Origin of the sequence: Rickettsia fournieri, from assembly GCF_900243065.1 — a bacterium.
GTDB classification, from domain to species: Bacteria; Pseudomonadota; Alphaproteobacteria; order Rickettsiales; family Rickettsiaceae; genus Rickettsia; species Rickettsia rickettsii.
The window spans coordinates 1-22,166 of sequence record NZ_LT978483.1 but is presented as its reverse complement, the minus strand read 5'-3'; the positions used below and the strand labels follow the sequence as shown (position 1 = coordinate 22,166).

Sequence of the window (22,166 nt, the reverse complement as noted above, 5' to 3'; positions counted from 1 at the left end):
GGGACTGTTGCGAGATGAGAGGATAGCAGGTATAATTAAAAAAAACAAAAAATATGTTCATATGTCTGAGTATCAAATGATAATGGTAAGTTTAGATGAGTTAATAAGTGTGGATCATCAATATCGTAAATTCAAAAGTTTATTCAATTTTAAAGCAGTTGAAGCTGAGTTATTAGCAGTAGAATGCGAAGCTAACTATAAAGGCTATGGTATAGTGAGGCTGTTTAAATGTTTGCTGCTGCAATTTATGGAAGACTTATCGGATCGGGAATTGGAACGTTATTTAGCTGATAGCACAGCGGCAAAATGGTTTTGTGATTTTGCTCTTACAGAGAAGACGCCTGATTATAGTGTATTTAGTAAAATACGTAAAAAAATAGGCACTAATTTACTATCAAAAATATTTGTAAAATTCCGAGATCAACTACGAGCACAAGGCTATATGGGTGAAGTATTTACCTTTGTAGATGCTTCTCATTTAATCTCAAAAGCTAATCTTTGGGAGGAACGTGATAAACTAAGAACACAAAAATATGATAAATTGAATAATGAGACTCTGCCTAAGGTTGTAAAGGATAAACAAGCTAAAATTGGCTGTAAGGGAGCAAATAAATTTTGGTATGGTTATAAAAAACATGTGAGTGTCGATATTCAATCAGGAATGATCAATAAGGTTGCAGTTACCCCTGCAAATGTTACTGATAGCAAAGGTTTTAAGCATGTTATGCCAAGCTCCGGTGCTACATATGTTGATAAAGGTTATTGTACAATCTCTGCCAAGAATGCAGCAGCTAAAAAGGGGTTCCATCTTTGCTCAATAAAGAAAAATAATATGAAAGATAAGAATTTTGACCTTGATAAATATTATACGAAAATCAGAGCACCTTTTGAGAGGGTATTTTCAAAAGATAATAAACGGGTTAGATATATAGGAATTGCCAAAAATCAATTCTCTGAATTTATGAATGCCATATGTTTTAATTTAAAACGATTAGTGGTTTTAACAACTTTAATAGCTTAGAGAAATTTGTTAATAAAAATCCTAACTCTGTAAACAAATCTCTATTAAATTACTATACTATTGAATAAATTTTATCTCAATATTAAACAGAATTTCTTTTTAAAAATATTTGGACAGAGCTAAATATTTATTTATCTGTTTTCCTCTCATTTTACTATTAAAAATTATCTCGCAACAGTCCCTTTCAGATGTTTGGAAAGTGCATGCAAAAAAATATGAAGAAAAATATAAAGACGAACCTTTAAGAGCCGAACAACAATTAAAACGAGAACAATTTGTAATACCGCAAGGTGCAAATTTTTATGATGTTTTCGGACAACTCTGCTAAATTAGGTGAAGTATTGCGTGTCGATTTTAACTCAGAATATAATTTATGTAAGATCAAAGAACGAAATCGTCGTTTAAAAATGCTGTTAGAAGATTTTAACAAACCGGAATTAGATTTAAATCCCGATAGAGTTAGTGCAGATATTAGGCGAATGTTATATTTATCTAATATAACGCTTTGTTTCAGATGCAGGCACAAAAGCCGGAGAATTTTATACTCCTGCTGCCGTATCAACTTTACTTGCCAAGCTTGCTGCTCCGGAGTCCGGCAATACAATTTGTGATCCGGCTTGTGGCTCCGGGTTCACTATTAATTAGAGCGGCTAAAGAAGTAGAGGATGATAATTATGCACTTTACGGTCAAGAAATGACTAATACAACATGGGCATTAGCACAGATTAATATGTTTTTGCACGCGGAAGGCGGAGCACATATTTATTGGGGTGATACACTAAATCATCCGGCGTTACTTGAAAACGATAAGATTATGGAGTTTGATATAGTTGTTGCCAACCCGCCTTTTAGTTTAGAAAAATGGGGGCATGAAAACGCAGCTAATGATGAGTATAATCGTTTTGAGCGTGGTATCCCTCCTAAAAGTAAGGGAGATTATGCCTTTATTTTGCATATGATTAAAACCACTAAGCCGCGGAGTGGACGTGCTGCTATAGTAGTACCGCACGGCGTATTATTGTACACAAATAGTGATCTGCAATCACTGAGCAATAATCTTAATAGTAACTTCTCTGAGCAACAATCTGTAGGACAAGAAATATCAAGAACCAAACAAAATATGGAGCAATTAAGCTATAATATTAATTATATATCACAAAACTCTGCTTCTATTGATCGTAATTTAAATGAACCAGTATTAAACACAATAATTGCCAAAAATATTCCTGGAGTAAGTAGTAAGGAGCAAGCTGCTACCTGGGCTAAGACCCATCAAGCAGAGACTGAGAAAATAGCTTTAGATATAGCTAAAATTAATAATACTATACCCAAGAATTTAAGCTCTAAAGGTAGCTATCATATTCCAACTAAAGAAAATTTACGTTCAGATTTTGATCACAGTACCAAACAATTAAATGATCAAGCTAGTAATATTAATGACAGAAACAATGATATTGCTGATAAAAATATAGAACAAATACTACTGCAAAGTGCAGATAATAATGAAGTAGAAAAAGTCAAGACTCTTGAACAATTATCTGCTAAAGTGGAAAATAAGAGGATAAAGATTCAAGATGAATTTGATAACACTCCTGAATCAACGATTGTCAGGACAGCTCAAGAAATAGCAGATAATCTTGGCATTAGTGATAAGGCTATACAAAAAAGAAACATAAAATTACTAAATTACAAAAATAAAAAGAATTAAGGGTAAGTTTATGAACAATATTAAGAAATTAGCATTAATATTTACCTTACCACTAATATCTTTTCATGTTGTTTTAGCACAAAGTTCAACTAAGCCTATTAATACACAACAACAAATAGCTCAACAGAGCACTATTCAAGATCCAAATATTTTAGCTGAAGAATATTTTAATATTGGTAAGTCATTATATAAATTAGGTAAATATGAAGAAGCGATAAAAAATTTTGATCTCGTACTGCAGGAGGACAAGCAATTTATTTAAACAAAGCAACAAATAATAAAGCTGAAATTGAGGTTAATAAACGTTCTTTTGGAAAAATTAAAGGTTCTTTTGTTGAGATTAATAAAAATCATGAACAGAAGAACATAGCAATCAGTAAAGATGGTAATAATTCAACAAATAATGTAACAATTATAGCAGAAGGTATGGAAACCTCTTTAAGTATTGCAGAAGCTGGGATTAAGGGTAGCATTCTGTGTAGTTTAGGGGTAAATAATATAGAAACTATGAGCCTATCAAAGGTGAGAGAATAATAATTGCTGCTGATAATGACGGCAAAGACGCAGTATCAGTTAATACTGTAATTAAAGCACAGAAAGAATTAATTAGCAAAGGAGCTGTAGTTTCAATAATACGACCATCAGAAAAAGGTGATTTTAATGATATGTTAAAATCACAAGGAACAGAATCAGTAAGAAAGCTTATAGAGCCTGAAATAGCAAAATTAATATCAGATAGTCAAATAACAGAACTTAAATCATCATTAAGAGTAAATGATAATAGAACATCACAATTTCAGCCTATAGAATTATTATTTTCACAATTGAAAAATCACGATAATAGTGAACTAAATAATTTACAACAACAACTAAAAGCTTTAGCCAAGTTTGGCACAGCAGAGAATATCAATACTGCCATACAACTCTACAGAGAAAAAGGCATAGATTCTTGTATGCTCTACAGTCACAAGATTTGCATAGCAGCAATAGAGAAGAAGATACAGAAAGATTTACAAATTATGAAGAATAAATTTGATCCTAAATATAATCTTGGCGATAAAAGATTTTATGATATAGTAGTATATGATTTTCAAGGCAAAAGTCATCTTGTCCCTGAAGATTACTTAAATGCCATAGGCAGAGATAAACAAGTAATGCAGTATATAAGTCCAAGCTCAGAAATAGGTAAAGTAATAAAAACTGAGATAAAAAACTGCTTTGAGATCAAGCTAAACCAAGGAATAAGAGTTTAAGAGTACCATAAGTAGTGCTACTATACGAATCAAATAATAAATAAGTTATATGGCAAAAAAATTAAAACATGATACTTTAGTAAAGAAAATTCTGACTGAGAAGATAGCAGCCCAGGAATTTTTAGAACATTATTTGCCTTCAGATTTTAAGGATTTAATAGATTTAACAGAAATAACAGTAGAAAAAGAATCATTTGTCGAAGATGATCTAAAAAGAAAATATAGTGATATAATTTATTCGGTAAAAACTAAAGATACAGGACAAGATAGAAAACAAGCTTTTGTATATGTGTTAATAGAGGCTCAGTCTAGTTGTGATTATTGGATAGCATTAAGATTGTGGAAGTATATGCTACTGCTCTGTGAGCGTCATGCAAATAATAAGGATAAATTGCCATTAATTTGTCCATTATTAATTTATAATGGCTCTGAAATATATAATGCTCCGAAAAACTTATGGGAATTATTTGAAGTACCTAAGCAAGCACAAAAACTCATGATAGAGGATTATCGATTGGTAGATTTACAAAATCAGTCTGATGATGAGATAGTGAAGAAGAAACATCTTGGCATGATGGAGTATTTTTTGAAGCATATACACCAAAGGGATATGCTAAAACTATGGGATGAGTTTTTAAGTAGATTTAAACCAAGTCTAATAATGGATAAAGAATCAGGATATGTTTACTTAAGGTCATTTTTATGGTATACTGACTCTAAAGTATCTGAAGATAAACAATCAGAATTAGAACAAATAATAGTTAAACATTTATCAACAGAAGAAAAAGACGATATTATGAGAACAATAGCTCAAAAATATATAGATCAAGGTGTTCAGCATGGAATAGTTCAAGGTATACAACAAGGTATTGAAAAAGGTAAAGCTGAGGGGGTTCGAATAGGAGAATCTAAAGGTAAAGCTGAAATTGCAAAAAATATGTTATCTTCAGGTTTTGCGCTTGAGACTATATCTAAGGTAACTGGTCTTGATGAATCTTTTATCAATTCTCTTGCTAAATTTTAGTAATATTTTTGTATATGACAGTTTATTTCTTTATCTTATATAAAAATCTGTTCAAATTAGCGTTTTAAGACTATTTTTAGAGCGTTTTATATTTTTTTAGGTTTTTATTTTGATTATTTTTGTAAATTCATTTGCAATTTAGTAATTGGCACATTGCCAGCAAGTTTATGATCTGTCAACAGTATTCCGGACAGTTTTTTACGCACATTTTTGTATTCTTTCGTATTGTTACTGGTGATAGATAATCGTTAGCAGAATGCATTCTTATACGATTATAAAATACCTCTATATATTCAAATATAGCATGTTTTGCTTCCTCCCTAGTTTTAAATTTATGTTGATAAATTAATTCTGTTTTTATAGTATGAAAAAAGCTTTCAGCAACAGCATTATCCCAACAATTTCCTTTACGACTCATACTCTGTATAATACCATGTTGTTTTATAAGTTTTAAATGACTATCAGAACAATATTGGCTACCTTTATCAGTATGCCAAATAAGCTTTTTAGGTGGTTTACGTTGCCATATTGCCATTAGCAAAGCATTATAACTAAATCAGCTTTCATATTACTATTCATTGACCAGCCTATTACTTTTCTAGAAAATAAATCAATAACTGTTGCTAAATATAACCATCCTTCTCCAGTTGGGATATAGGTGATATCACCAACCCAATAACAATTAGCATTAGAAACTTTAAACTGTCTATCCAATAAATTAGGAACAACTTGCTTATTATGCTTAGAATCAGTAGTTGCTTTAAATTTATACTTAGTTTTACATACTAAGCCAGCTTCATTCATTAGTCTTATAATTCTCCTACGACTAACAATTATGCCTTGCCTCAATAAAGCCTTTTTAATGGGTCTAGATCCATAATTTCGTCTACCTTCCTGAAAAATAGCTCTAACCTTACAGGTTAATTCTCTATTCTCTTTATCCCTATTACATCCAGGATTATTTAACCACTCATAATAACCGCTACGTGATACCTTCATACATTTGCACATAATTGCAATTGAGAAATCATCTTGATGCTTCTTTATCCATGCATACCTTACAGGGACTCTTTTGCAAAGTACGCTGCAGCCTTTTTTAGTATATCACGCTCCTGTGTTACTATCACCAGCTCTTTCTTTAATCTTTTTAATTCATCATACAGATGTTCATCTGTTCTTGTTATTGATTCTTTAAATTGTTTAGAATATTTATCTATCGAACTATATAAAGTATTCTTACTGATACCTAATTCTTTTGCAGTCTGAATAACAGGTCGCTTCGATTCAGTTGCCAATTTAACTGCTGATTCTTTAAATTCACTAGAATACATTTTTATTTTTGTCATACTGTATTTCTTTTCTGTTAATATTGTCTCATACTAACTGTCCGGAATACTATAGCCACATCATTTTTAAAAGATTTCAATTGTTTGATAGGGGGGGGAATACCTTATAAAGAAAAATCCTATTATAATACCCCTTTAAATCACTAATTTAGTATTATGAGTTTTAGAGGTAAGACGTGTATAAAAAAACTTTTTTGTTATTTCAGAATTTTTATAGAGTAAATTTTACAAGAAATATGTTTACTCTAAAGAACGAATAAAAGCTTCATCAAGACCGGTTACACTAGAAATTAAAGAAACATTACAACCTTGAGCTAACATTTTTTTTGCTATCTCAACTCTTTCTTCAGCTTTTCCTCTAGCTTCACCAACTTGTAAACCTTCAAAAATACCTAATTCTTTTCCTTCTTGTTGCCAATGCTCTGCTAAACTTCTCATAAGCCTTGTTCCTATTTCTGGATTCAACTTTGTTGATAATAAATTCTCTAGCTCTACTCTATCATCTTGCTCTATCTTTGTCAAAGTATAATATAGTATCATTTCTAGATAATCATAACCTATCGTTATTTTGGTTAATTCCGGCAATATATCTGATATTTCTTGCCATCTCTTTAATAATTCCCTCTCATGTATATGTTTGAGAAAAAATTCTAATATCCCTGACCATATCCTTTGTTTAAACTCCTCATCAGGAATCTCATGGACATTCACTAACTGGTAATCATTAATCCATAATTCTTTTGCTAATTTGTTATTGGTAAATAAATCCCACAAATTCCTTGCAACATTATATTTCTCCTGACCATTATAAAATATCATCGGGTATATTAATGGTAAAGTCTTAACTTTAGGATTTTGTATTAAATATCGCTCACAAATATTAATCATATATTTAAAAAGCCTAAAAGCCATAAAATGATCTGCTTTTGATTGATGTTCTACAAGCAAAAATAAGTATCCGTCTTGTTTATCAAATTTGCATGAGAATAAAACATCAGAGATAGAATCTTTTAAAGAGCTTTCTACAAATGTGGTATTTTCCATTGCTAAACTAGGAAAATCTATTAAACTTTTAATATTTGGGGGCAAATGTGCATTAAAGAACTCATGGGCGACTAGAGGATTCTCGAGTGCCTTACGAAATATCTTATCATGCTTAGCTTTCTTCGTGCCTTTATCTGGATCACCCAGCAGGTTTCCTTGTTCACTCATATATTTACATTTTTTAACTTGATAAAATATTATTACACTACACTCTAAACTCTTATTCCTTGACTAAGCTTGTGCTCAGATACTTGCTTTACCGCACTTCTTATTTCTTTACCTATTTCTGAGCTTGGACTTACATATTGCATAACTTGTTTATCTTTATAATAACGGACTAAATAATTTGCAGCAACAGCAAATAAAAGCTCTAGCAAAGTTTGGCACAGCAGAAAATATCGATACTGCTTTACAAATCTACAGAGAAAAAGGTATAGATTATTGTACTGCTTATAGTAACAAGATTTGCATAGCAGCAATAGAGCAGAAGATACAGAAAGATTTACAAATTATGCAGAATAAATTTGATCCTAATTATAATCTTGGTGATAAAAAATTTTGTGATATAGTAGTACATGATTTTCAAGGCAAAAGCCATCTCGTCCCTGAAGATTACTTAAATGCCATAGGAAGAGATAAACAAGTAATGCAGTATATAAATCAAGCTTCAGAAATAGGTAAAGTAATAAAAACTGAGATAAAGAACTGTTCTGAGATCAAGCTAAATCAAGGAATAAGAGTTTAGAGTGTAGTGTAATAATATTTTATCAAGTTAAAAAATATAAATATATGAGTGAACAAGGAAACCTGCTGGGTGATCCAGATAAAGGCACAAAGAAAGCTAAGCATGATAAGATATTTCGTAAGGCACTAGAGAATCCTCTAGTTGCCCATGAATTCTTTAATGCACATTTGCCCCCAAATATTAAAAGTTTAATAGATTTTCCTAGTTTAGCAATGGAAAATACCACTTTTGTAGAAAGCTCTTTAAAAGATTCTATTTCTGATGTTTTATTTTCATGCAAATTTGATAAACAAGATGGATATTTATTTTTACTTGTCGAGCATCAATCAAAAGCAGATCATTTTATGGCTTTTAGGTTATTTAAATATATGATTAATATTTGTGAGCGATATTTAATGCAAAATCCTAAAGCTAAGACTTTACCATTAATATACCCGATGATATTTTATAATGGTCAGGAGAAATATAATGTTGCAAGAAATTTGTGGGATTTATTTGCTAATAACAAATTAGCAAGAGAATTATGGATTAATGATTACCAATTAGTGAATGTCCATGAAATTCCTGATGAAGAGTTTAAACAAAGGATATGGTCAGGGATATTAGAATTTTTTCTCAAGCATATACATGAGAGGGAATTATTAAAAAGATGGCAAGAAATATCAGATATATTACCGGAATTAACCAAAATAACGATAGGTTATGATTATTTAGAAATGATATTATATTATACTTTGACAAAGATAGAGCAAACTGATAAAATAAAACTAGAGAATTTATTATCAACAAAGTTGAATCCAGAAATAGGGACAAGGCTTATGAGAAGTTTAGCAGAGCATTGGCAACAAGAAGGAAAAGAACTAGGTATTCTTGAAGGCTTACAAGTTGGTGAAGCTAAAGGTATCCAAATTGGTGAAGCTAGAGGAAAAGCTGAAGAAAATATCAGAGTAAAAACAGAAATAGCAAAAAAACTATTATCCCAAGGTTGCAATATTGCTTTAATCTCTAGTGTAACCGGTCTTGATGAAGCTTTTATTAGTTCTTTAGAGTAAACATATTTCTTGTAAAATTTACTCTGCTGTTTGAAAAATCATTTATAAAAATTCTGAAATAACAAAAAAGTTTTTTATACACAGCTTACCTCTAAAACTCGTAATGATGTGTCAACACTTTTCCGGACAGTTGTTCATGCACATTTTTGTATTTCTTCATATTGTACTGGTGATAGATAGTCATTAGAAGAATGCATTCTTATACGGTTGTAAAATACCTCTATATATTCAAATATGGTATGTTTTGCTTCCTCCCTAGTTTTAAATTTATGTTGATACACTAATTCTGTTTTTATAGTATGAAAGAAACTTTCAGCAACAGCGTTATCCCAACAATTACCTTTACGACTCATACTCTGTTTGATATCATGTTGTTTTATAATTTTTAAATGACTCTCAGAACAATATTGGCTACCTCTATCAGTATGCCAAATAAGCCCTTTCGGTGGCTTGCGTTGCCATATTGCCATTAATAAAGCATTATTAACCAAATCAGCTTGCATATTATTACTCATAGACCATCCTATAATTTTTCTAGAAAATAGATCAATAACAGTGGCTAAATATAGCCAACCTTCACTAGTGGGCACATAGGTTATATCTCCAACCCAATAACAATTAGCATCAAGAACCGTAAATTTTCTATTCAATAAATTAGGAACAATTTGCTTGTTATGATTAGAGTCATTAGTAGCTTTAAATTTACGCTTAGTTTTACAGACCAAACTAGCTTCATCCATTAATCTTGCAATATGCCTCCTACTAATAACTATACTTTGCCTAGATAGTGCCTTTTTAATAGGTCTAGTTCCATAATTACCTCTACCTTCTTTAAAAATAATTTTAATTCTGTTGGTTAATTCATTATCTTCTCGATCCCTATTACATCCAGTATTATTTAACCATTCATAATAACCACTACGTGATACTTGCATAAATTTACACATAGCAGCAATAGAAAAATTACTCTCATGCTCCTTGATCCACGCGTACCTTATCGGAATTCTTTTGCAAAGTACGCGGCAGCCTTTTTTAATAGATCACGTTCCTGTATAACCTTATCTAGTTCTTTTTTTAATCTCTTTAATTCATCATACAGATGTTCATCATCTCTCATTACTTCCTTGGGTTTTGAATATTTATGAACCCAATTATATAGACTAGATTTTGTAATTCCTAGTTCCCTAGCTGTTTGAGTAAAAGGTTGCTTAGGCTCAATAGCTAATTTAACCGCTGATTCCTTAAATTCAGCTGGATATATCCTTGGCTTTATATCTGTCATTTTTATCCTTCCTGTTAATATCGTTTATTATTAACGTCCGGAATACTATAGCCATGTATCATAGTTATTACCTTCAAACTTAGCTTCCCAAAATGGTTCAAGTGCTGATTTAACAACAGCTTGCATACATCTATCCAAAATAATGGGTAAACCTAAAGGTCTAAGTTTGCCTTTTCTTTTGGGAATATACACACGCTTGATCGGTTTAACAGATTATAGATTATTATTTGCTAACTTCTCCATTAACAAATTCCTTTCTTTATCTGTATTAACAACTATTTTATCAATAACCAGGGCTTCTTCTTCCTCGATTGATTTGGGTAACACGTCTTATAGCAAGTAATTTATTTGATCTTGACTTTAACATCAATTTCTGTAAACTACGTACTAATTTTATGTTACCATTTGCAGATGCCCTATAGATACGTCTACTAAGATTATTAACCTTTTTATTAACTTCTTGCCAATTTATTGCATGCCAATAAATTGGCAAGAAGTTATTATTATTGGTCTTAATTGTTACATTTGCGTTTTGCATCTAACTTTTCCAAAATAATTCATAATCTTGTTTACTTACCTAGGGTAAATCACCAGTCTTAAGTCAGCATCATTGCTGATTAGCACATAGTGCCTATACACCCAGTTATTTATTCCTGTAGTCTTTCGACTTAGTGTCATTCGCTTTTTAAGACCTCTCTTACCTACTACCAGTTGCCAAGTAATAGGCTTACCACGTTTCACTAATCAAAGATGCGTTAAGTTGGTTACCTTCTGTATACCGGGGAACTGGCATTTTTAAAGAAGGTCGCGTCTTCCTTCTTACAGCTAAGCTTTTCAGCTTTTATCCCTATAACAGATATTATCCGGAGTTTCTGCTTTTATATTTACGATATTTTCCATACAAAGATTCACTTTCGTTTAACCAATTTTAACTTTACCTTGCCCCTATTTCCCATCCAGATTAGTAATTTAGTTAGGCTTCTTATTGCGCTTAGCACAAGATCGTTACCAACCTTGCACCGCAATAATAGTAATTAGGTCTAAATGCAACCTAGCCGCAATATACTTGCAGACTTTATTTTAGTGCCATCGTGTCGCAAAGCGGGTAGGTAGGCACCATATTGGTGCTTTCCTCCCAAAGAACCGTACAAGCGANTTTACTAACAGCTGCAATTAGTTGACCTCGCTTGCTATGTACTTGCCTATGACAGTTTGTATGCAATAAGCACAAATTGTTAATATGGTCAGTGCCGCCACATTTTGTAGGTCTTTTATGATGGACTTGCACATTTTCACCATTATCTATTAAATCTAAACAAACAAGACATTTACCTTCTTGTCTACGCCAAAAAATCTGTCTGGTTTTAAAGAAGTACTTTGGTTTACTAGCTTGACGTTTTTGCCAGTATTCCTTAAGTTCTGGATTATCAGGAGATGTTTTGCCTTTAACTAGAATATGCCTTTTGATTGCTGTCCATTGTAATTTCCATAGATATAGATCTTTACTTTTATCCATAAAAACCCAATTATCATTTCGTGCTTTGATTCTGCCCCAATACTTCTCCTTAATCCACCACCAGTATTTATTAGGATGTCTTCGACAAACAAATCTTGCTTGTCGCATCCACATCCACCGATCTAGTTGAGTAAAAGTTCTCTTAGAGATAACTTTGTTAAAATAACTGCACCATCCCATTATTCTAGGATTAAGATTGTCAATTACTTTATCAATTTCCCATGAGAAACTTCTTTTCCATTCTATCATCATTCGCTTTTTAAATGATTTTATAGTATCTTTGGATGGTTTAACTAGTAGTGTTACACCTCTTCTTGTACTTTTGGTATTATATTGACGAATATTAAATCCCAGAAAGTCAAACCCTTCCTTAATGTGGAGTATCTTGGTCTTTTCTTCTGATAATGTTAATCCTCTAATATTTAACCAATCGTTAATTATCTTCTTTGCTTTAATACAAGAGCTTTCAGATTTTGCACAAACTATAAAATCATCAGCATATTTTACTAAAGCATATTCAGATTTTGGATGGATGATCATATTTATCATAAGTTATGTTAAGTATGTCTTCCATTCCATGAAGAACTGTGTTTAAAAGTAAGGGACTGATTACTCCCCCTTGAGGAATTCCAACTGTTGTTTTGGTGAATTGATATTCTTCCATCACACCAGATTTAAGCCATGCTTTAATCCAATTTCGTGCTGGAAAATTTCCTATAATTTTCAAAAGATAATTATGATCAATATTATCAAATGCTCCTTTAATATCAGCGTCCAGTATCCATCCCCTGGTTGTGCCAGGGCAGACAAGAGCAGAAATTCTCTGTATTGCATCGTGGGTGCTGCGTCCAGGTCTAAAGCCGTAACTACTCCCTTCAAACTTAGCTTCCCAAAATGGTTCAAGTGCTGATTTAACAACAGCTTGCATACATCTATCCAAAATAATAGGTAAACCTAAAGGTCTAAGTTTACCTTTTCGTTTGGGAATATACACACGCTTGATCGGTTTAACAGATGATAGATTATTATTTGCTAACTTCTCCATTAACAAATTTCTTTCTTTATCTGTATTAACAACTATTTTATCAATACCAGGGCTTCTTCGCCCTCGATTGATTTGGGTAATACGTCTTATAGCAAGTAATTTATTTGATCTTGATTTCAACATCAATTTCTGTAAACTACGTACTAATTTCATGTTACCATTTGCAGATGCCCTATAGATACGTCTACGAAGATTATTAACCTTTTTATTAACTTCTTGCCAATTTATTGCATGCCAATAAATTTTCTCAAAGTTATTATTATCGGTCTTAATTGTTACATTTGCGTTTTGCATCTAACTTTTCCAATATAATTCATAATCTTGTTTACTTACTTAGGGTAAATCACCAGTCTTAAGTCAGCATCATTTCTGATTAGCACATAGTGCCTATACACCCAGTTATTTATTCCTGTAGCCTTTCAGCTTAGTGTCATTAGCTTTTTAAGACCTCTCTTACCTACTACAAGTTGCCAAATAATAGGCTTACCACGTTTCACTAATTAAAAATGCGTTAAGTTGGTTACCTTCTGTATACCGGGGAACTGGCATTTTTTAAAGAAGGTCGCGTCTTCCTTCTTACAGTTAAGCTTTTCAGCTTCATCCCTATAACAGATATTATCTGGAGTATCTGCTTTTATATTTACGATATTTTCCAAACAAAGATTCACTTTCGTTTAACCAAATTTAACTTTACCTTGCCCCTATTTCCCATCCAGATTAGTAATTTAGTTAGGCTTCTTATTGCGCTTAGCACAAGATCGTTACCAACCTTGCACCGCAATAATGGTAATTAGGTCTAAATGCAACCTAGCCGCAATATACTTGCAGACTTTATTTTAGTGCCATCGTGTCGCAATACGCAATACGCAATACGCAATACGCAATATATAAACTATCGTTTATTGTTTGCTGATTTATTGCTGATTCAATGGATGATGAAAAGCATTCATGCTAATGTAATGCAGGATTGAATATTGTTAGAATTAATGAATCATGGCGATACAGTTTGCAAGGATAGAAATAGTAAGTAGAAGTTCTGGGGGTAATGCTTGTTTGAAAGCTGCTTATAATGCCAGGCTGATTATTAAAGATGAGAGAACTAACATCACTTATAATTTTAGCAAAAAAGGCGATAATGTTTACCATGCAGTATTATTACCTAGCCACGTAGATCAGAAATTCAAAAATCCAAGTATCTTAATGAATGAAGTGGAAAGGAGTGAGAAAAGAAAAAATAGTCAATTATTAAAAGATGTAGTTATAGCTCTACCTGATGATAAGGAATTAGATTTAGATGATAGAATAACTATTACCCATAAAGGGACTGTTGCGAGATAATTTTTAATAGTAAAATGAGAGGAAAACAGATAAATAAATATTTAGCTCTGTCCAAATATTTTTAAAAAGAAATTCTGTTTAATATTGAGATAAAATTTATTCAATAGTATAGTAATTTAATAGAGATTTGTTTACAGAGTTAGGATTTTTATTAACAAATTTCTCTAAGCTATTAAAGTTGTTAAAACCACTAATCGTTTTAAATTAAAACATATGGCATTCATAAATTCAGAGAATTGATTTTTGGCAATTCCTATATATCTAACCCGTTTATTATCTTTTGAAAATACCCTCTCAAAAGGTGCTCTGATTTTCGTATAATATTTATCAAGGTCAAAATTCTTATCTTTCATATTATTTTTCTTTATTGAGCAAAGATGGAACCCCTTTTTAGCTGCTGCATTCTTGGCAGAGATTGTACAATAACCTTTATCAACATATGTAGCACCGGAGCTTGGCATAACATGCTTAAAACCTTTGCTATCAGTAACATTTGCAGGGGTAACTGCAACCTTATTGATCATTCCTGATTGAATATCGACACTCACATGTTTTTTATAACCATACCAAAATTTATTTGCTCCCTTACAGCCAATTTTAGCTTGTTTATCCTTTACAACCTTAGGCAGAGTCTCATTATTCAATTTATCATATTTTTGTGTTCTTAGTTTATCACGTTCCTCCCAAAGATTAGCTTTTGAGATTAAATGAGAAGCATCTACAAAGGTAAATACTTCACCCATATAGCCTTGTGCTCGTAGTTGATCTCGGAATTTTACAAATATTTTTGATAGTAAATTAGTGCCTATTTTTTTACGTATTTTACTAAATACACTATAATCAGGCGTCTTCTCTGTAAGAGCAAAATCACAAAACCATTTTGCCGCTGTGCTATCAGCTAAATAACGTTCCAATTCCCGATCCGATAAGTCTTCCATAAATTGCAGCAGCAAACATTTAAACAGCCTCACTATACCATAGCCTTTATAGTTAGCTTCGCATTCTACTGCTAATAACTCAGCTTCAACTGCTTTAAAATTGAATAAACTTTTGAATTTACGATATTGATGATCCACACTTATTAACTCATCTAAACTTACCATTATCATTTGATACTCAGACATATGAACATATTTTTTGTTTTTTTTAATTATACCTGCTATCCTCTCATCTCGCAACAGTCCCAGTATATAGTTTAGCATCAGCTACCCTAGTATAGCTATCAAATACCTGAGAATAAACCTTACCTATACCTTTGAAATTACCTACATATAATACGTATCCTGACATCCTAAATAACCTGGATGCTGCGTCTCAATTTCTCCATGAGCTTCTTTTTCATTACGACGCTTCTCTAGCACTTGTAATTGAGATTCAGTAAGAACAATACCATCCTGAGCCATCTTTGCTTCTAATGCTTTAAGCCTTTTACTGATATTGTTTAAATCATTACGTAACCAAATTGATCTCACTCCTCCAGGCGATACAAGTATACCGCTCTTCTTAAGCTCATTTTATACTCTTAGCTGTCCATATGCTGGATATTCTATTGCCATATCCATTACTGCTTTCTCTATCGCTGGATCAACTCTATTCGCTATTATTGGCTTTCTTCGACTAATTTCATACAATGCCTCTTCGCCACCAGTTTCATACAGTTCTTTAAATCTGTAATAACTATCTCTACTATAGCCCATCGCTTTACATGCTGACTATATGCTACCAAGACTCTTAGCTAGTTCTAGTAACCCTATTTTTGGCTTTATTATTTTTTGATTTAAGTTCATTTTTCATCTCCATTTAATAATTAATTTATTTTACTAAATGTAAGATTTAATCTCAACTATTACATATAATAACACAGTCCCATTCTCTCCTCTTACTCCACAATAACGGTAAATTGTTATTATGCAATAAATATCTTTAATACTCTTTATTATACCTAATTGAATTTACTTAACTATAGAATGCTATTCAATTTTATTGCAGTGATGCTTTAATAGTTTTCTCTTGATTGTTAAGATAATTTAATTTATTGTTAAGATGTAATTTCTCTGCTTGTTGTTTAGCTTTACCACAATATTCCAAAGCTTTGTTGAAATCGCCTTTGCTAAAATAAACATCTGAATAAGTTATATAAAAAAGCATTTTTATCATGTCATCAGATATTTGCTCAATTAAGTTATTGTATTTATTAAACTCTATTATTACTTTATCCACTTGGTTAGTTAAAATAAGTAGTTGTCCATACAATCTAATTGATAATAAAAAACCTCTAGTTCTATTAGCTGCCTTAAATAAAATCATTGCTTCTTGAATTGATTTAATAGCATTCTCTATTTCTAGTGTATTTATATTAGTTTTATCTGTTTTTTGACTTTTCTCTAAGACAAGCTTGGCTTTATGATACACTAATCTTGCCTTCAATATTTTCATATCATTGTCTTTTTCTGAATTATTTATTTTTATATTATTGTACTCATCAAATGCTTTATTTAGTTTTTCTTCAGCCTCATGATAATTACCGATTTTATAAAAATATGCTGAATATAAGGCTAGCATTTCACATTTTAACATTTCTAAGCCGTCAATTTTCTGCAAATATGCATTAACCTGATCAAGTATCTTTAGAAAATCTTTATACTTTTCTTGATAATAGTAGATTGTAGCCACCATCAAATCCATTGTCACAAGATTTTCATTATATTTATCCTGAAATTGAGTTTTAAAGTGCTGACTAGTTTCAATAATTTGTTGAAAAGAATTAGTTAGTTTAAATTCTTGCTCATTATCTATAAAAAATTGTAATAGGGATTCAAACCACCTTAAATTTAAGGTAGGATACATATTATTGTTTTTATTTAGTATCTGATTGAACTGATGACGTAAAACTGTTTGTACTAGACGATGGACGGAAATATTATTATCGTCATCATAATTGATCATGGAATATTGCCATAATAGAGCAATATGTTTATTTAATGTTAATTCTGGCGATGATAAATCAGGATGAGCAGTTTGCAGCCATGTAAGCAATAGTTTTCGAGAGATTTTGTCTGGTGCTAAGTAAGCACATACTATTAAAAGTTCAATAGCTATTGGTGGTTCATTGTTAATTCTAGTATCTCTAACAATTTCATCTAAGGTAATGTTCCAGGTTACTGCCACTGGGTAGCTATAATTATTTGTCTCTTCTAAAAAAGAATTATCTGATAATAATTCTGATTCATACTTCTTGTAAAGGCCTAAATATTCTGGAATAGTAATATGTTTTTGCTTAATATAAGCACTAGCTTGTACTAGTGCTAAGGGTAAATATCCTAAAATTTCTACTAATTCCCTTATAGCATTTTCTTCTTCTAATGCCACATTCCGCTGTATTAAAGTCTTTATTGTTTTAATAGATTCTTCTTCTGTCATGACGTCAATGGGCAATATTGAAAATTTTGTTGGCCAATGACGTTGACGAGTTGTTAAAATTACATGTCCCCCAGTTTCTGGTAAAAATGGTGCAATTTCACGATAGTTATTTACGTTATCATAAACTAAAAGCCATCCTGGATTATCAACTAGCCATTGTTTAACATAAGCGATAATGTTTTCTTTTGTATAGATGTTTTCTGTATATCCTAATAGCTTACTGAATTCAATATATTTATTATACAAATCATCAATGTTCTCTGCAGGAAACCAAACTTTAAATGTATACGGATGTTTTGTGTGCGTGACATATTGCAAAGTTAATTGTGTTTTTCCAATTCCTCCAAGTCCAGCACATGCACTAATTGCCAAATTACTTATTTCTTCTGGTGTGTGATTCTGACGTAATTTATTGTGTAAATTATTCAATAATTTTTCTCTACCAACAAAAACATTATCTTGTCTAGGTATATTCCAAGTAGTCAAATTCTTAGGAAATATTATTGATTCTTGTGGTTTAAGGTAGGGCATTTCTGCTTCTTGACTTTTAACCGTTGTTCTAACAGCTGGGTCAAATATTAAAAGATAAGTACTACAAATAATCAAAACCAATACACCAACTATTGGTAAATAAATATTCCTAACTTTAGCTTGAATATTTTTGTCTGTCAAATAGGCTTGAGTGGCAACTGAACTAGTCTGATTTGACATAATATTATTATATCTTTCCCTGAACTCAACAATAATATTCTCTACATTTGTATTAGAAAAAACTTTTGTGATAATTTCTAAAAAAATAAAATTATATTGTTTGGATAGAGAAAGATTAATATATTCAAAATTAGTTCGTTTAGGTAAAAATTCTAAACCTTGTTCTTCCTGTGTTGTAAGGAAAAATACTTTAGATATATCCTGATCATTAGACATAACAATAGATTGTCGTTTAGGTATATTAGTTTTATTTACAGATAAAACATAGATAGTACATTGCTTTTTATCTTCGCCATGTGTCCCCTTATGCATGAGAACTATAGGAACATTATCAGAATATTCTCGCAGTTCTATAAAAACTGTTATGCCTACAAGTTGTAAATCCCTACGTATCTTATAAATTACCCAGTTTAAATCATTGTTTCCTAGCATCTGCAAAACAATAAAAAAAGATATATTATAAGGCTTTGTTAATATTAAAATTTCCTTTAAGTTTTTTTTAAATTCTTGTTGAATTAATAAACTTAAATAGTAACTTTGTATTAGTTTATATTTATCGGACTTTTCCATAAAGTTTATAATGCCCTCTCGGACATTTGTTCCTATTTTCCGTTTGATGTTAGAAATATGACTTTCAATAGTTCTTGTCTCAACCTGTTTATCCTCATTTGATAAAAAATTAGCTACTCCTTTTATGTTCTTCCCATGCATAATGCATGCTATTACATCTATTTCTCTTGATGTAAATCTAATATTGTTAATTACACGTAAATGTTTTGCATATATTTCTTGCGGACACATAGCCTTTATCTTCCATAAAATCTAATTTATTTAAACTATTATTATTCTATAAGGTTAAAAGACATCGTCATATATGGATCAGTCAAAAATGCCTTCTCTCACATGATCGCTTCTCTTATCAATTACCAGTTACTACCTAACAAACCGTCTATCGACTCTTCCCTTAATTCTTGACTTATTTTAATTCGCTATTCACGTTAAATTATATAATTGTCCTAATAGGATACATTTAAATAACAATCACTCGCTATAACCAATCCTGCCTAAGAGTCTGTCTTGAAAGTGGATTGATAACAACAATAATACACTAATTCATAACAAGCAGTTTAAAATCTATATAAAAAAACAGTAATTTTGCTAAAACTTGTAAATTTTTTATACATAAAATAGTACTAAAGTAACATGTTGAAGTACTATGTAATTAGATAATTAGTCTTTCAAGACAGGCTCTAAGTCAGATCTCAGTTTACTGTTCTTTAAATAATTACTTACTTGATTCCAGTTAATTATTTGTTCTAACTTAAGTACGTTATCTTTACTTAATCTGTCTCTTCCAGCAACTGTAAATATATCCATTCTAATAATTCTTAATGATTATAATCTCTTCATTAATATCTACTTTCTTATTATTGACTACTTAATTCACTTATTTTCAGAGGTCTTTAATAGATAAATTTTTACATTAATATCTATGTGTTTTTTACTTATGTATAATACTTACTGTTTTTTTAAGAGTTGTAATAATTCTAATTTAAGTTTTAATACATTCTGCCAGATTAGTAAGGTCAGGGAGTTAAATTGCACTTAAGTTACTGTAAAATAATCAGCTTTTTCCCTCCATAAATTTAAAAGTAAAGTTCCAAGAGTTATATCTCTTTATGGAGTTTAGTGTACTAATGTGGAGTTAATAGTTAATTACAGGGATCAAAAGCTGATTATCTTATAACAAACGTATTATAATTTATTATAAATGTTAATTATGCAAGGTATAAATACTAATGATTTACATAATATCATAGCTGCTATTAGCACTAAACTATATAAAGCTAATATAGCTACTGAAATACATTACAGATTAAAATCCCCTTGTTCTGTTTTAAAGAAGATATTAAAAAAAGCTATCGCTGTGAAAGAATTGAATGACCTAATTGCTTTTAGGATTATAGTTAATAAAAAAGAAGACTGTTATAAAGTATTAGATATTATTTACAATATTTATTCTGTTGATGTAAAGAAGTTTAAAGACTATATTACTAATCCTAAGGATAATGGATACCGTTCCTTACATGTCATAATTAATATCTATAAACGTAATATAGAAATACAAATACGTAGCAGAGAGATGCATAATACAGCAGAATTTGGTACAGCAAACCACGATGAATATAAAAAGACACAGGAAACAAGATTAAGAAAGTTACTCTCTAATGATAGGTTTAATACAGCTTATATTAATACTAACATCAATAATGCCTATAATATTTTGAGTCGGTTTAATTGGACTATGTCACAACTCCTTGCATATGAGCAGATACTTGAGAATCTTTGTCATAATTTGAATTGCCGTAACGGAATATGCGAAAAGCGAAAAGTGGACTATCCATCGGATGGCTCTAGCCTCTACCTTCATGTGGAGAAACTTTAGTTTGAGAAAGTCATAGTCATCCTATAAAATTAGGAAAAAGGTTCGTGAAATAATAGACCTCCTGCGAAAGAGATTGGATTGAATTAAGTTAAAGGAAAATAGATAATGTGAACAAAAGCTTAAATTATCTAAAGTTGAGTAAATACCCAAAAAATTTGGTACAACTAGCTGGTGTAAATTTAAAGATTTAGAGAGATAGTAGAACGGATTAGACCTGAATTTAAAAAGATTGAACTCAAGAAAAGATGTCATGGTAGAATATCACATTTACCTTTAATAGAAGATAAAGTGTTATGTGTATATTAATATCAGCGAACTGTTGAAAAAGTATTTTTGTAGTCATTTTGTTTGTATAAACTCATCTCGCAACAGTCCCATTTTCTACAGTTTCCTTACAACATTCCCTCTCAATATATCAAAGTATACTGGAGGCATTATGAACCTACAACACCAACGTATTGAAGAGCTGTGCCGCTTTTTAAACCTTATTCAGATATCTGAAAATTATCTTGATATTGCACAATCTTCTAGTAAAGAAGACTCAAGTTATATGGATTTTCTTGAGTCAATATTAAAAACAGAGATGTTGGCACGGCAGAACAGGAGTAAGTCAATACTTACCAGAATGGCAGGCTTTCCTGCTATCAAAACGCTGGATGATTTTGATTATAATTTTGCTACAGGAATAAAACGCAAGGTTTTAGAAAGTCTAAGGTCTCTATCTTTTATAGAAAGACAAGAAAATATTATTCTTCTTGGTCCTTCTGGAGTAGGAAAAACCCATATAGCTATTGCCCTTGGTTATGCAGCAACACAATGCAGAATCAAGACTAAATTTACTACAGCTGCAGATTTGATGCTTGTACTTAATGCTGGGCTAAATCAGGGAAACCTAGACTTCTATATTCAAAAGAGTCATACTACCATATAAATTACTTATAATAGACGAATTTGGGTATCTGCCGTTAAAACAGGAACAAGCTAATCTATTATTTCAGGTTATAGCAAAGCGTTATGAGAAGGGTAGTATAATATGTAATAGTTGAGATTAAATCTTACATTTAGTAAAATAAATTAATTATTAAATGGAGATGAAAAATGAACTTAAATCAAAAAATAATAAAGCCAAAAATAGGGTTACTAGAACTAGCTAAGAGTCTTGGTAGCATATAGTCAGCATGTAAAGCGATGGGCTATAGTAGAGATAGTTATTAC

17 protein-coding genes and 7 pseudogenes are annotated in these 22,166 nt (G+C 31.1%); 14 read left to right on the top strand and 10 right to left on the bottom strand.

Going from position 1 to position 22,166, the window contains the following annotated elements; translation table 11 throughout:
* Window positions 1–4 precede the first annotated feature (4 nt).
* The 7 genes and pseudogenes from C4Q30_RS01125 to C4Q30_RS01105 all read left to right on the top strand — a co-directional run bounded on the left by C4Q30_RS01125 (window position 5) and on the right by C4Q30_RS01105 (window position 5,006).
* A complete protein-coding gene (locus tag C4Q30_RS01125) occupies window positions 5–1,021 on the top strand; it encodes a transposase (RefSeq protein WP_245207395.1) in 1,017 nt (338 codons plus the stop codon).
* A 109-nt stretch (window positions 1,022–1,130) separates the two neighbouring features.
* Window positions 1,131–1,349, top strand: coding sequence for a hypothetical protein (locus C4Q30_RS08710; protein ID WP_198913018.1), 219 nt, complete (start codon window positions 1,131–1,133; stop codon window positions 1,347–1,349).
* Window positions 1,350–1,585: 236 nt separating this feature from the next.
* Window positions 1,586–1,666, top strand: a pseudogene (locus C4Q30_RS10630) (hypothetical protein); the annotation flags it as partial.
* A complete protein-coding gene (locus C4Q30_RS01120; protein ID WP_209445186.1) occupies window positions 1,641–2,729 on the top strand; it encodes an HsdM family class I SAM-dependent methyltransferase in 1,089 nt (362 codons plus the stop codon). The pseudogene C4Q30_RS10630 and the gene C4Q30_RS01120, both read left to right, overlap by 26 nt.
* Before the next feature lie 10 nt (window positions 2,730–2,739).
* Window positions 2,740–2,991 carry a tetratricopeptide repeat protein gene (locus tag C4Q30_RS01115; protein WP_103896963.1) on the top strand — a complete coding sequence of 84 codons (252 nt, stop codon included), beginning with the start codon at window positions 2,740–2,742 and terminating at the stop codon, window positions 2,989–2,991.
* Window positions 2,970–3,982 (top strand): annotated as a pseudogene (locus C4Q30_RS08445) (toprim domain-containing protein); the annotation flags it as partial. The gene C4Q30_RS01115 and the pseudogene C4Q30_RS08445, both read left to right, overlap by 22 nt.
* Before the next feature lie 49 nt (window positions 3,983–4,031).
* On the top strand, window positions 4,032–5,006 hold the full coding sequence (locus C4Q30_RS01105; RefSeq protein WP_103896961.1) for an Rpn family recombination-promoting nuclease/putative transposase: 975 nt from the start codon (window positions 4,032–4,034) through the stop codon (window positions 5,004–5,006).
* Between the two features lie 175 nt (window positions 5,007–5,181).
* On the opposite strand, the pseudogene C4Q30_RS01100 reads toward C4Q30_RS01105, so the two are convergent.
* Together C4Q30_RS01100 and C4Q30_RS01095 are read right to left on the bottom strand one after the other, a co-directional pair.
* Window positions 5,182–6,352, bottom strand: a pseudogene (locus C4Q30_RS01100) (IS3 family transposase).
* A 240-nt stretch (window positions 6,353–6,592) separates the two neighbouring features.
* A complete protein-coding gene (locus C4Q30_RS01095; RefSeq protein ID WP_103896960.1) occupies window positions 6,593–7,564 on the bottom strand; it encodes an Rpn family recombination-promoting nuclease/putative transposase in 972 nt (323 codons plus the stop codon).
* 160 nt (window positions 7,565–7,724) lie between these two features.
* Here C4Q30_RS01095 and C4Q30_RS01090 point away from each other — a divergent pair.
* Together C4Q30_RS01090 and C4Q30_RS01085 are read left to right on the top strand one after the other, a co-directional pair.
* Window positions 7,725–8,141, top strand: a pseudogene (locus tag C4Q30_RS01090) (AAA family ATPase); the annotation flags it as partial.
* Window positions 8,142–8,185: 44 nt separating this feature from the next.
* Window positions 8,186–9,193 (top strand): Rpn family recombination-promoting nuclease/putative transposase, encoded by a 1,008-nt coding sequence (locus tag C4Q30_RS01085; protein ID WP_103896958.1) that lies wholly within the window; start codon window positions 8,186–8,188, stop codon window positions 9,191–9,193.
* Window positions 9,194–9,327: 134 nt separating this feature from the next.
* Here the strand turns inward: C4Q30_RS01085 and C4Q30_RS01080 are convergent, their stop codons facing one another.
* The 5 genes from C4Q30_RS01080 to C4Q30_RS08955 all read right to left on the bottom strand — a co-directional run bounded on the left by C4Q30_RS01080 (window position 9,328) and on the right by C4Q30_RS08955 (window position 13,330).
* A complete protein-coding gene (locus tag C4Q30_RS01080) occupies window positions 9,328–10,176 on the bottom strand; it encodes an IS3 family transposase (protein WP_245207448.1) in 849 nt (282 codons plus the stop codon).
* An 11-nt stretch (window positions 10,177–10,187) separates the two neighbouring features.
* Window positions 10,188–10,475: a transposase gene (locus C4Q30_RS01075; protein WP_103896956.1), complete on the bottom strand. Its 288-nt coding sequence runs from the start codon at window positions 10,473–10,475 to the stop codon at window positions 10,188–10,190.
* Window positions 10,476–10,758: 283 nt separating this feature from the next.
* Entirely contained in the window at window positions 10,759–11,013 is a 255-nt protein-coding gene (locus C4Q30_RS01070; protein ID WP_103896832.1) for a reverse transcriptase N-terminal domain-containing protein, read from the bottom strand.
* A 537-nt stretch (window positions 11,014–11,550) separates the two neighbouring features.
* Window positions 11,551–12,531, bottom strand: coding sequence for a group II intron reverse transcriptase (locus C4Q30_RS10150; RefSeq protein WP_209445185.1), 981 nt, complete (start codon window positions 12,529–12,531; stop codon window positions 11,551–11,553).
* Window positions 12,509–13,330 (bottom strand): reverse transcriptase N-terminal domain-containing protein, encoded by an 822-nt coding sequence (locus C4Q30_RS08955; RefSeq protein ID WP_209445184.1) that lies wholly within the window; start codon window positions 13,328–13,330, stop codon window positions 12,509–12,511. The genes C4Q30_RS10150 and C4Q30_RS08955 overlap by 23 nt, the downstream gene beginning before the upstream one ends.
* A 699-nt stretch (window positions 13,331–14,029) precedes the next feature.
* Here C4Q30_RS08955 and C4Q30_RS01060 point away from each other — a divergent pair.
* Window positions 14,030–14,356 (top strand): annotated as a pseudogene (locus tag C4Q30_RS01060) (MobA/MobL family protein); the annotation flags it as partial.
* A 182-nt stretch (window positions 14,357–14,538) separates the two neighbouring features.
* Here C4Q30_RS01060 and C4Q30_RS01055 read toward each other — a convergent pair.
* The 3 genes and pseudogenes from C4Q30_RS01055 to C4Q30_RS01045 form a co-directional block, all read right to left on the bottom strand.
* Window positions 14,539–15,477, bottom strand: coding sequence for a transposase (locus C4Q30_RS01055; RefSeq protein ID WP_280641661.1), 939 nt, complete (start codon window positions 15,475–15,477; stop codon window positions 14,539–14,541).
* Between the two features lie 70 nt (window positions 15,478–15,547).
* Window positions 15,548–16,161 (bottom strand): annotated as a pseudogene (locus C4Q30_RS01050) (helix-turn-helix domain-containing protein); the annotation flags it as partial.
* 193 nt (window positions 16,162–16,354) lie between these two features.
* Window positions 16,355–19,306: a DUF7779 domain-containing protein gene (locus C4Q30_RS01045; protein ID WP_103896954.1), complete on the bottom strand. Its 2,952-nt coding sequence runs from the start codon at window positions 19,304–19,306 to the stop codon at window positions 16,355–16,357.
* A gap of 78 nt (window positions 19,307–19,384) precedes the next feature.
* Here C4Q30_RS01045 and C4Q30_RS10765 point away from each other — a divergent pair.
* From C4Q30_RS10765 to C4Q30_RS10375, 4 genes and pseudogenes are all read left to right on the top strand, one after another.
* Window positions 19,385–19,480, top strand: a pseudogene (locus C4Q30_RS10765) (IS982 family transposase); the annotation flags it as partial.
* Window positions 19,481–20,285: 805 nt separating this feature from the next.
* Complete coding sequence (locus C4Q30_RS01040; protein ID WP_245207398.1) at window positions 20,286–20,951, top strand: bifunctional (p)ppGpp synthetase/guanosine-3',5'-bis(diphosphate) 3'-pyrophosphohydrolase; 666 nt, start codon at window positions 20,286–20,288, stop codon at window positions 20,949–20,951.
* A 436-nt stretch (window positions 20,952–21,387) separates the two neighbouring features.
* Window positions 21,388–21,882, top strand: a complete 495-nt coding sequence (locus C4Q30_RS01035) for an ATP-binding protein (RefSeq protein ID WP_245207397.1) — start codon at window positions 21,388–21,390, stop codon at window positions 21,880–21,882.
* Complete coding sequence (locus C4Q30_RS10375; protein WP_342447529.1) at window positions 21,854–21,997, top strand: ATP-binding protein; 144 nt, start codon at window positions 21,854–21,856, stop codon at window positions 21,995–21,997. The genes C4Q30_RS01035 and C4Q30_RS10375 overlap by 29 nt, the downstream gene beginning before the upstream one ends.
* Window positions 21,998–22,166 lie beyond the last annotated feature (169 nt).

Bases quoted from the DNA above. Each gene is read 5' to 3' on its own strand.
- C4Q30_RS08955 (WP_209445184.1), bottom strand. From the start codon at position 13,330: ATGCAAAACGCAAATGTAACAATTAAGACCGATAATAATAACTTTGAG.
- C4Q30_RS01055 (WP_280641661.1), bottom strand. From the start codon at position 15,477: ATGGTAAGTTTAGATGAGTTAATAAGTGTGGATCATCAATATCGTAAA.
- C4Q30_RS01095 (WP_103896960.1), bottom strand. From the start codon at position 7,564: ATGAGTGAACAAGGAAACCTGCTGGGTGATCCAGATAAAGGCACGAAG.
- C4Q30_RS01035 (WP_245207397.1), top strand. From the start codon at position 21,388: ATGAACCTACAACACCAACGTATTGAAGAGCTGTGCCGCTTTTTAAAC.
- C4Q30_RS01070 (WP_103896832.1), bottom strand. From the start codon at position 11,013: ATGCAAAACGCAAATGTAACAATTAAGACCAATAATAATAACTTCTTG.
- C4Q30_RS01045 (WP_103896954.1), bottom strand. From the start codon at position 19,306: ATGTGTCCGCAAGAAATATATGCAAAACATTTACGTGTAATTAACAAT.
- C4Q30_RS01115 (WP_103896963.1), top strand. From the start codon at position 2,740: ATGAACAATATTAAGAAATTAGCATTAATATTTACCTTACCACTAATA.
- C4Q30_RS01085 (WP_103896958.1), top strand. From the start codon at position 8,186: ATGAGTGAACAAGGAAACCTGCTGGGTGATCCAGATAAAGGCACAAAG.
- C4Q30_RS01040 (WP_245207398.1), top strand. From the start codon at position 20,286: ATGCAAGGTATAAATACTAATGATTTACATAATATCATAGCTGCTATT.
- C4Q30_RS01105 (WP_103896961.1), top strand. From the start codon at position 4,032: ATGGCAAAAAAATTAAAACATGATACTTTAGTAAAGAAAATTCTGACT.
- C4Q30_RS01075 (WP_103896956.1), bottom strand. From the start codon at position 10,475: ATGACAGATATAAAGCCAAGGATATATCCAGCTGAATTTAAGGAATCA.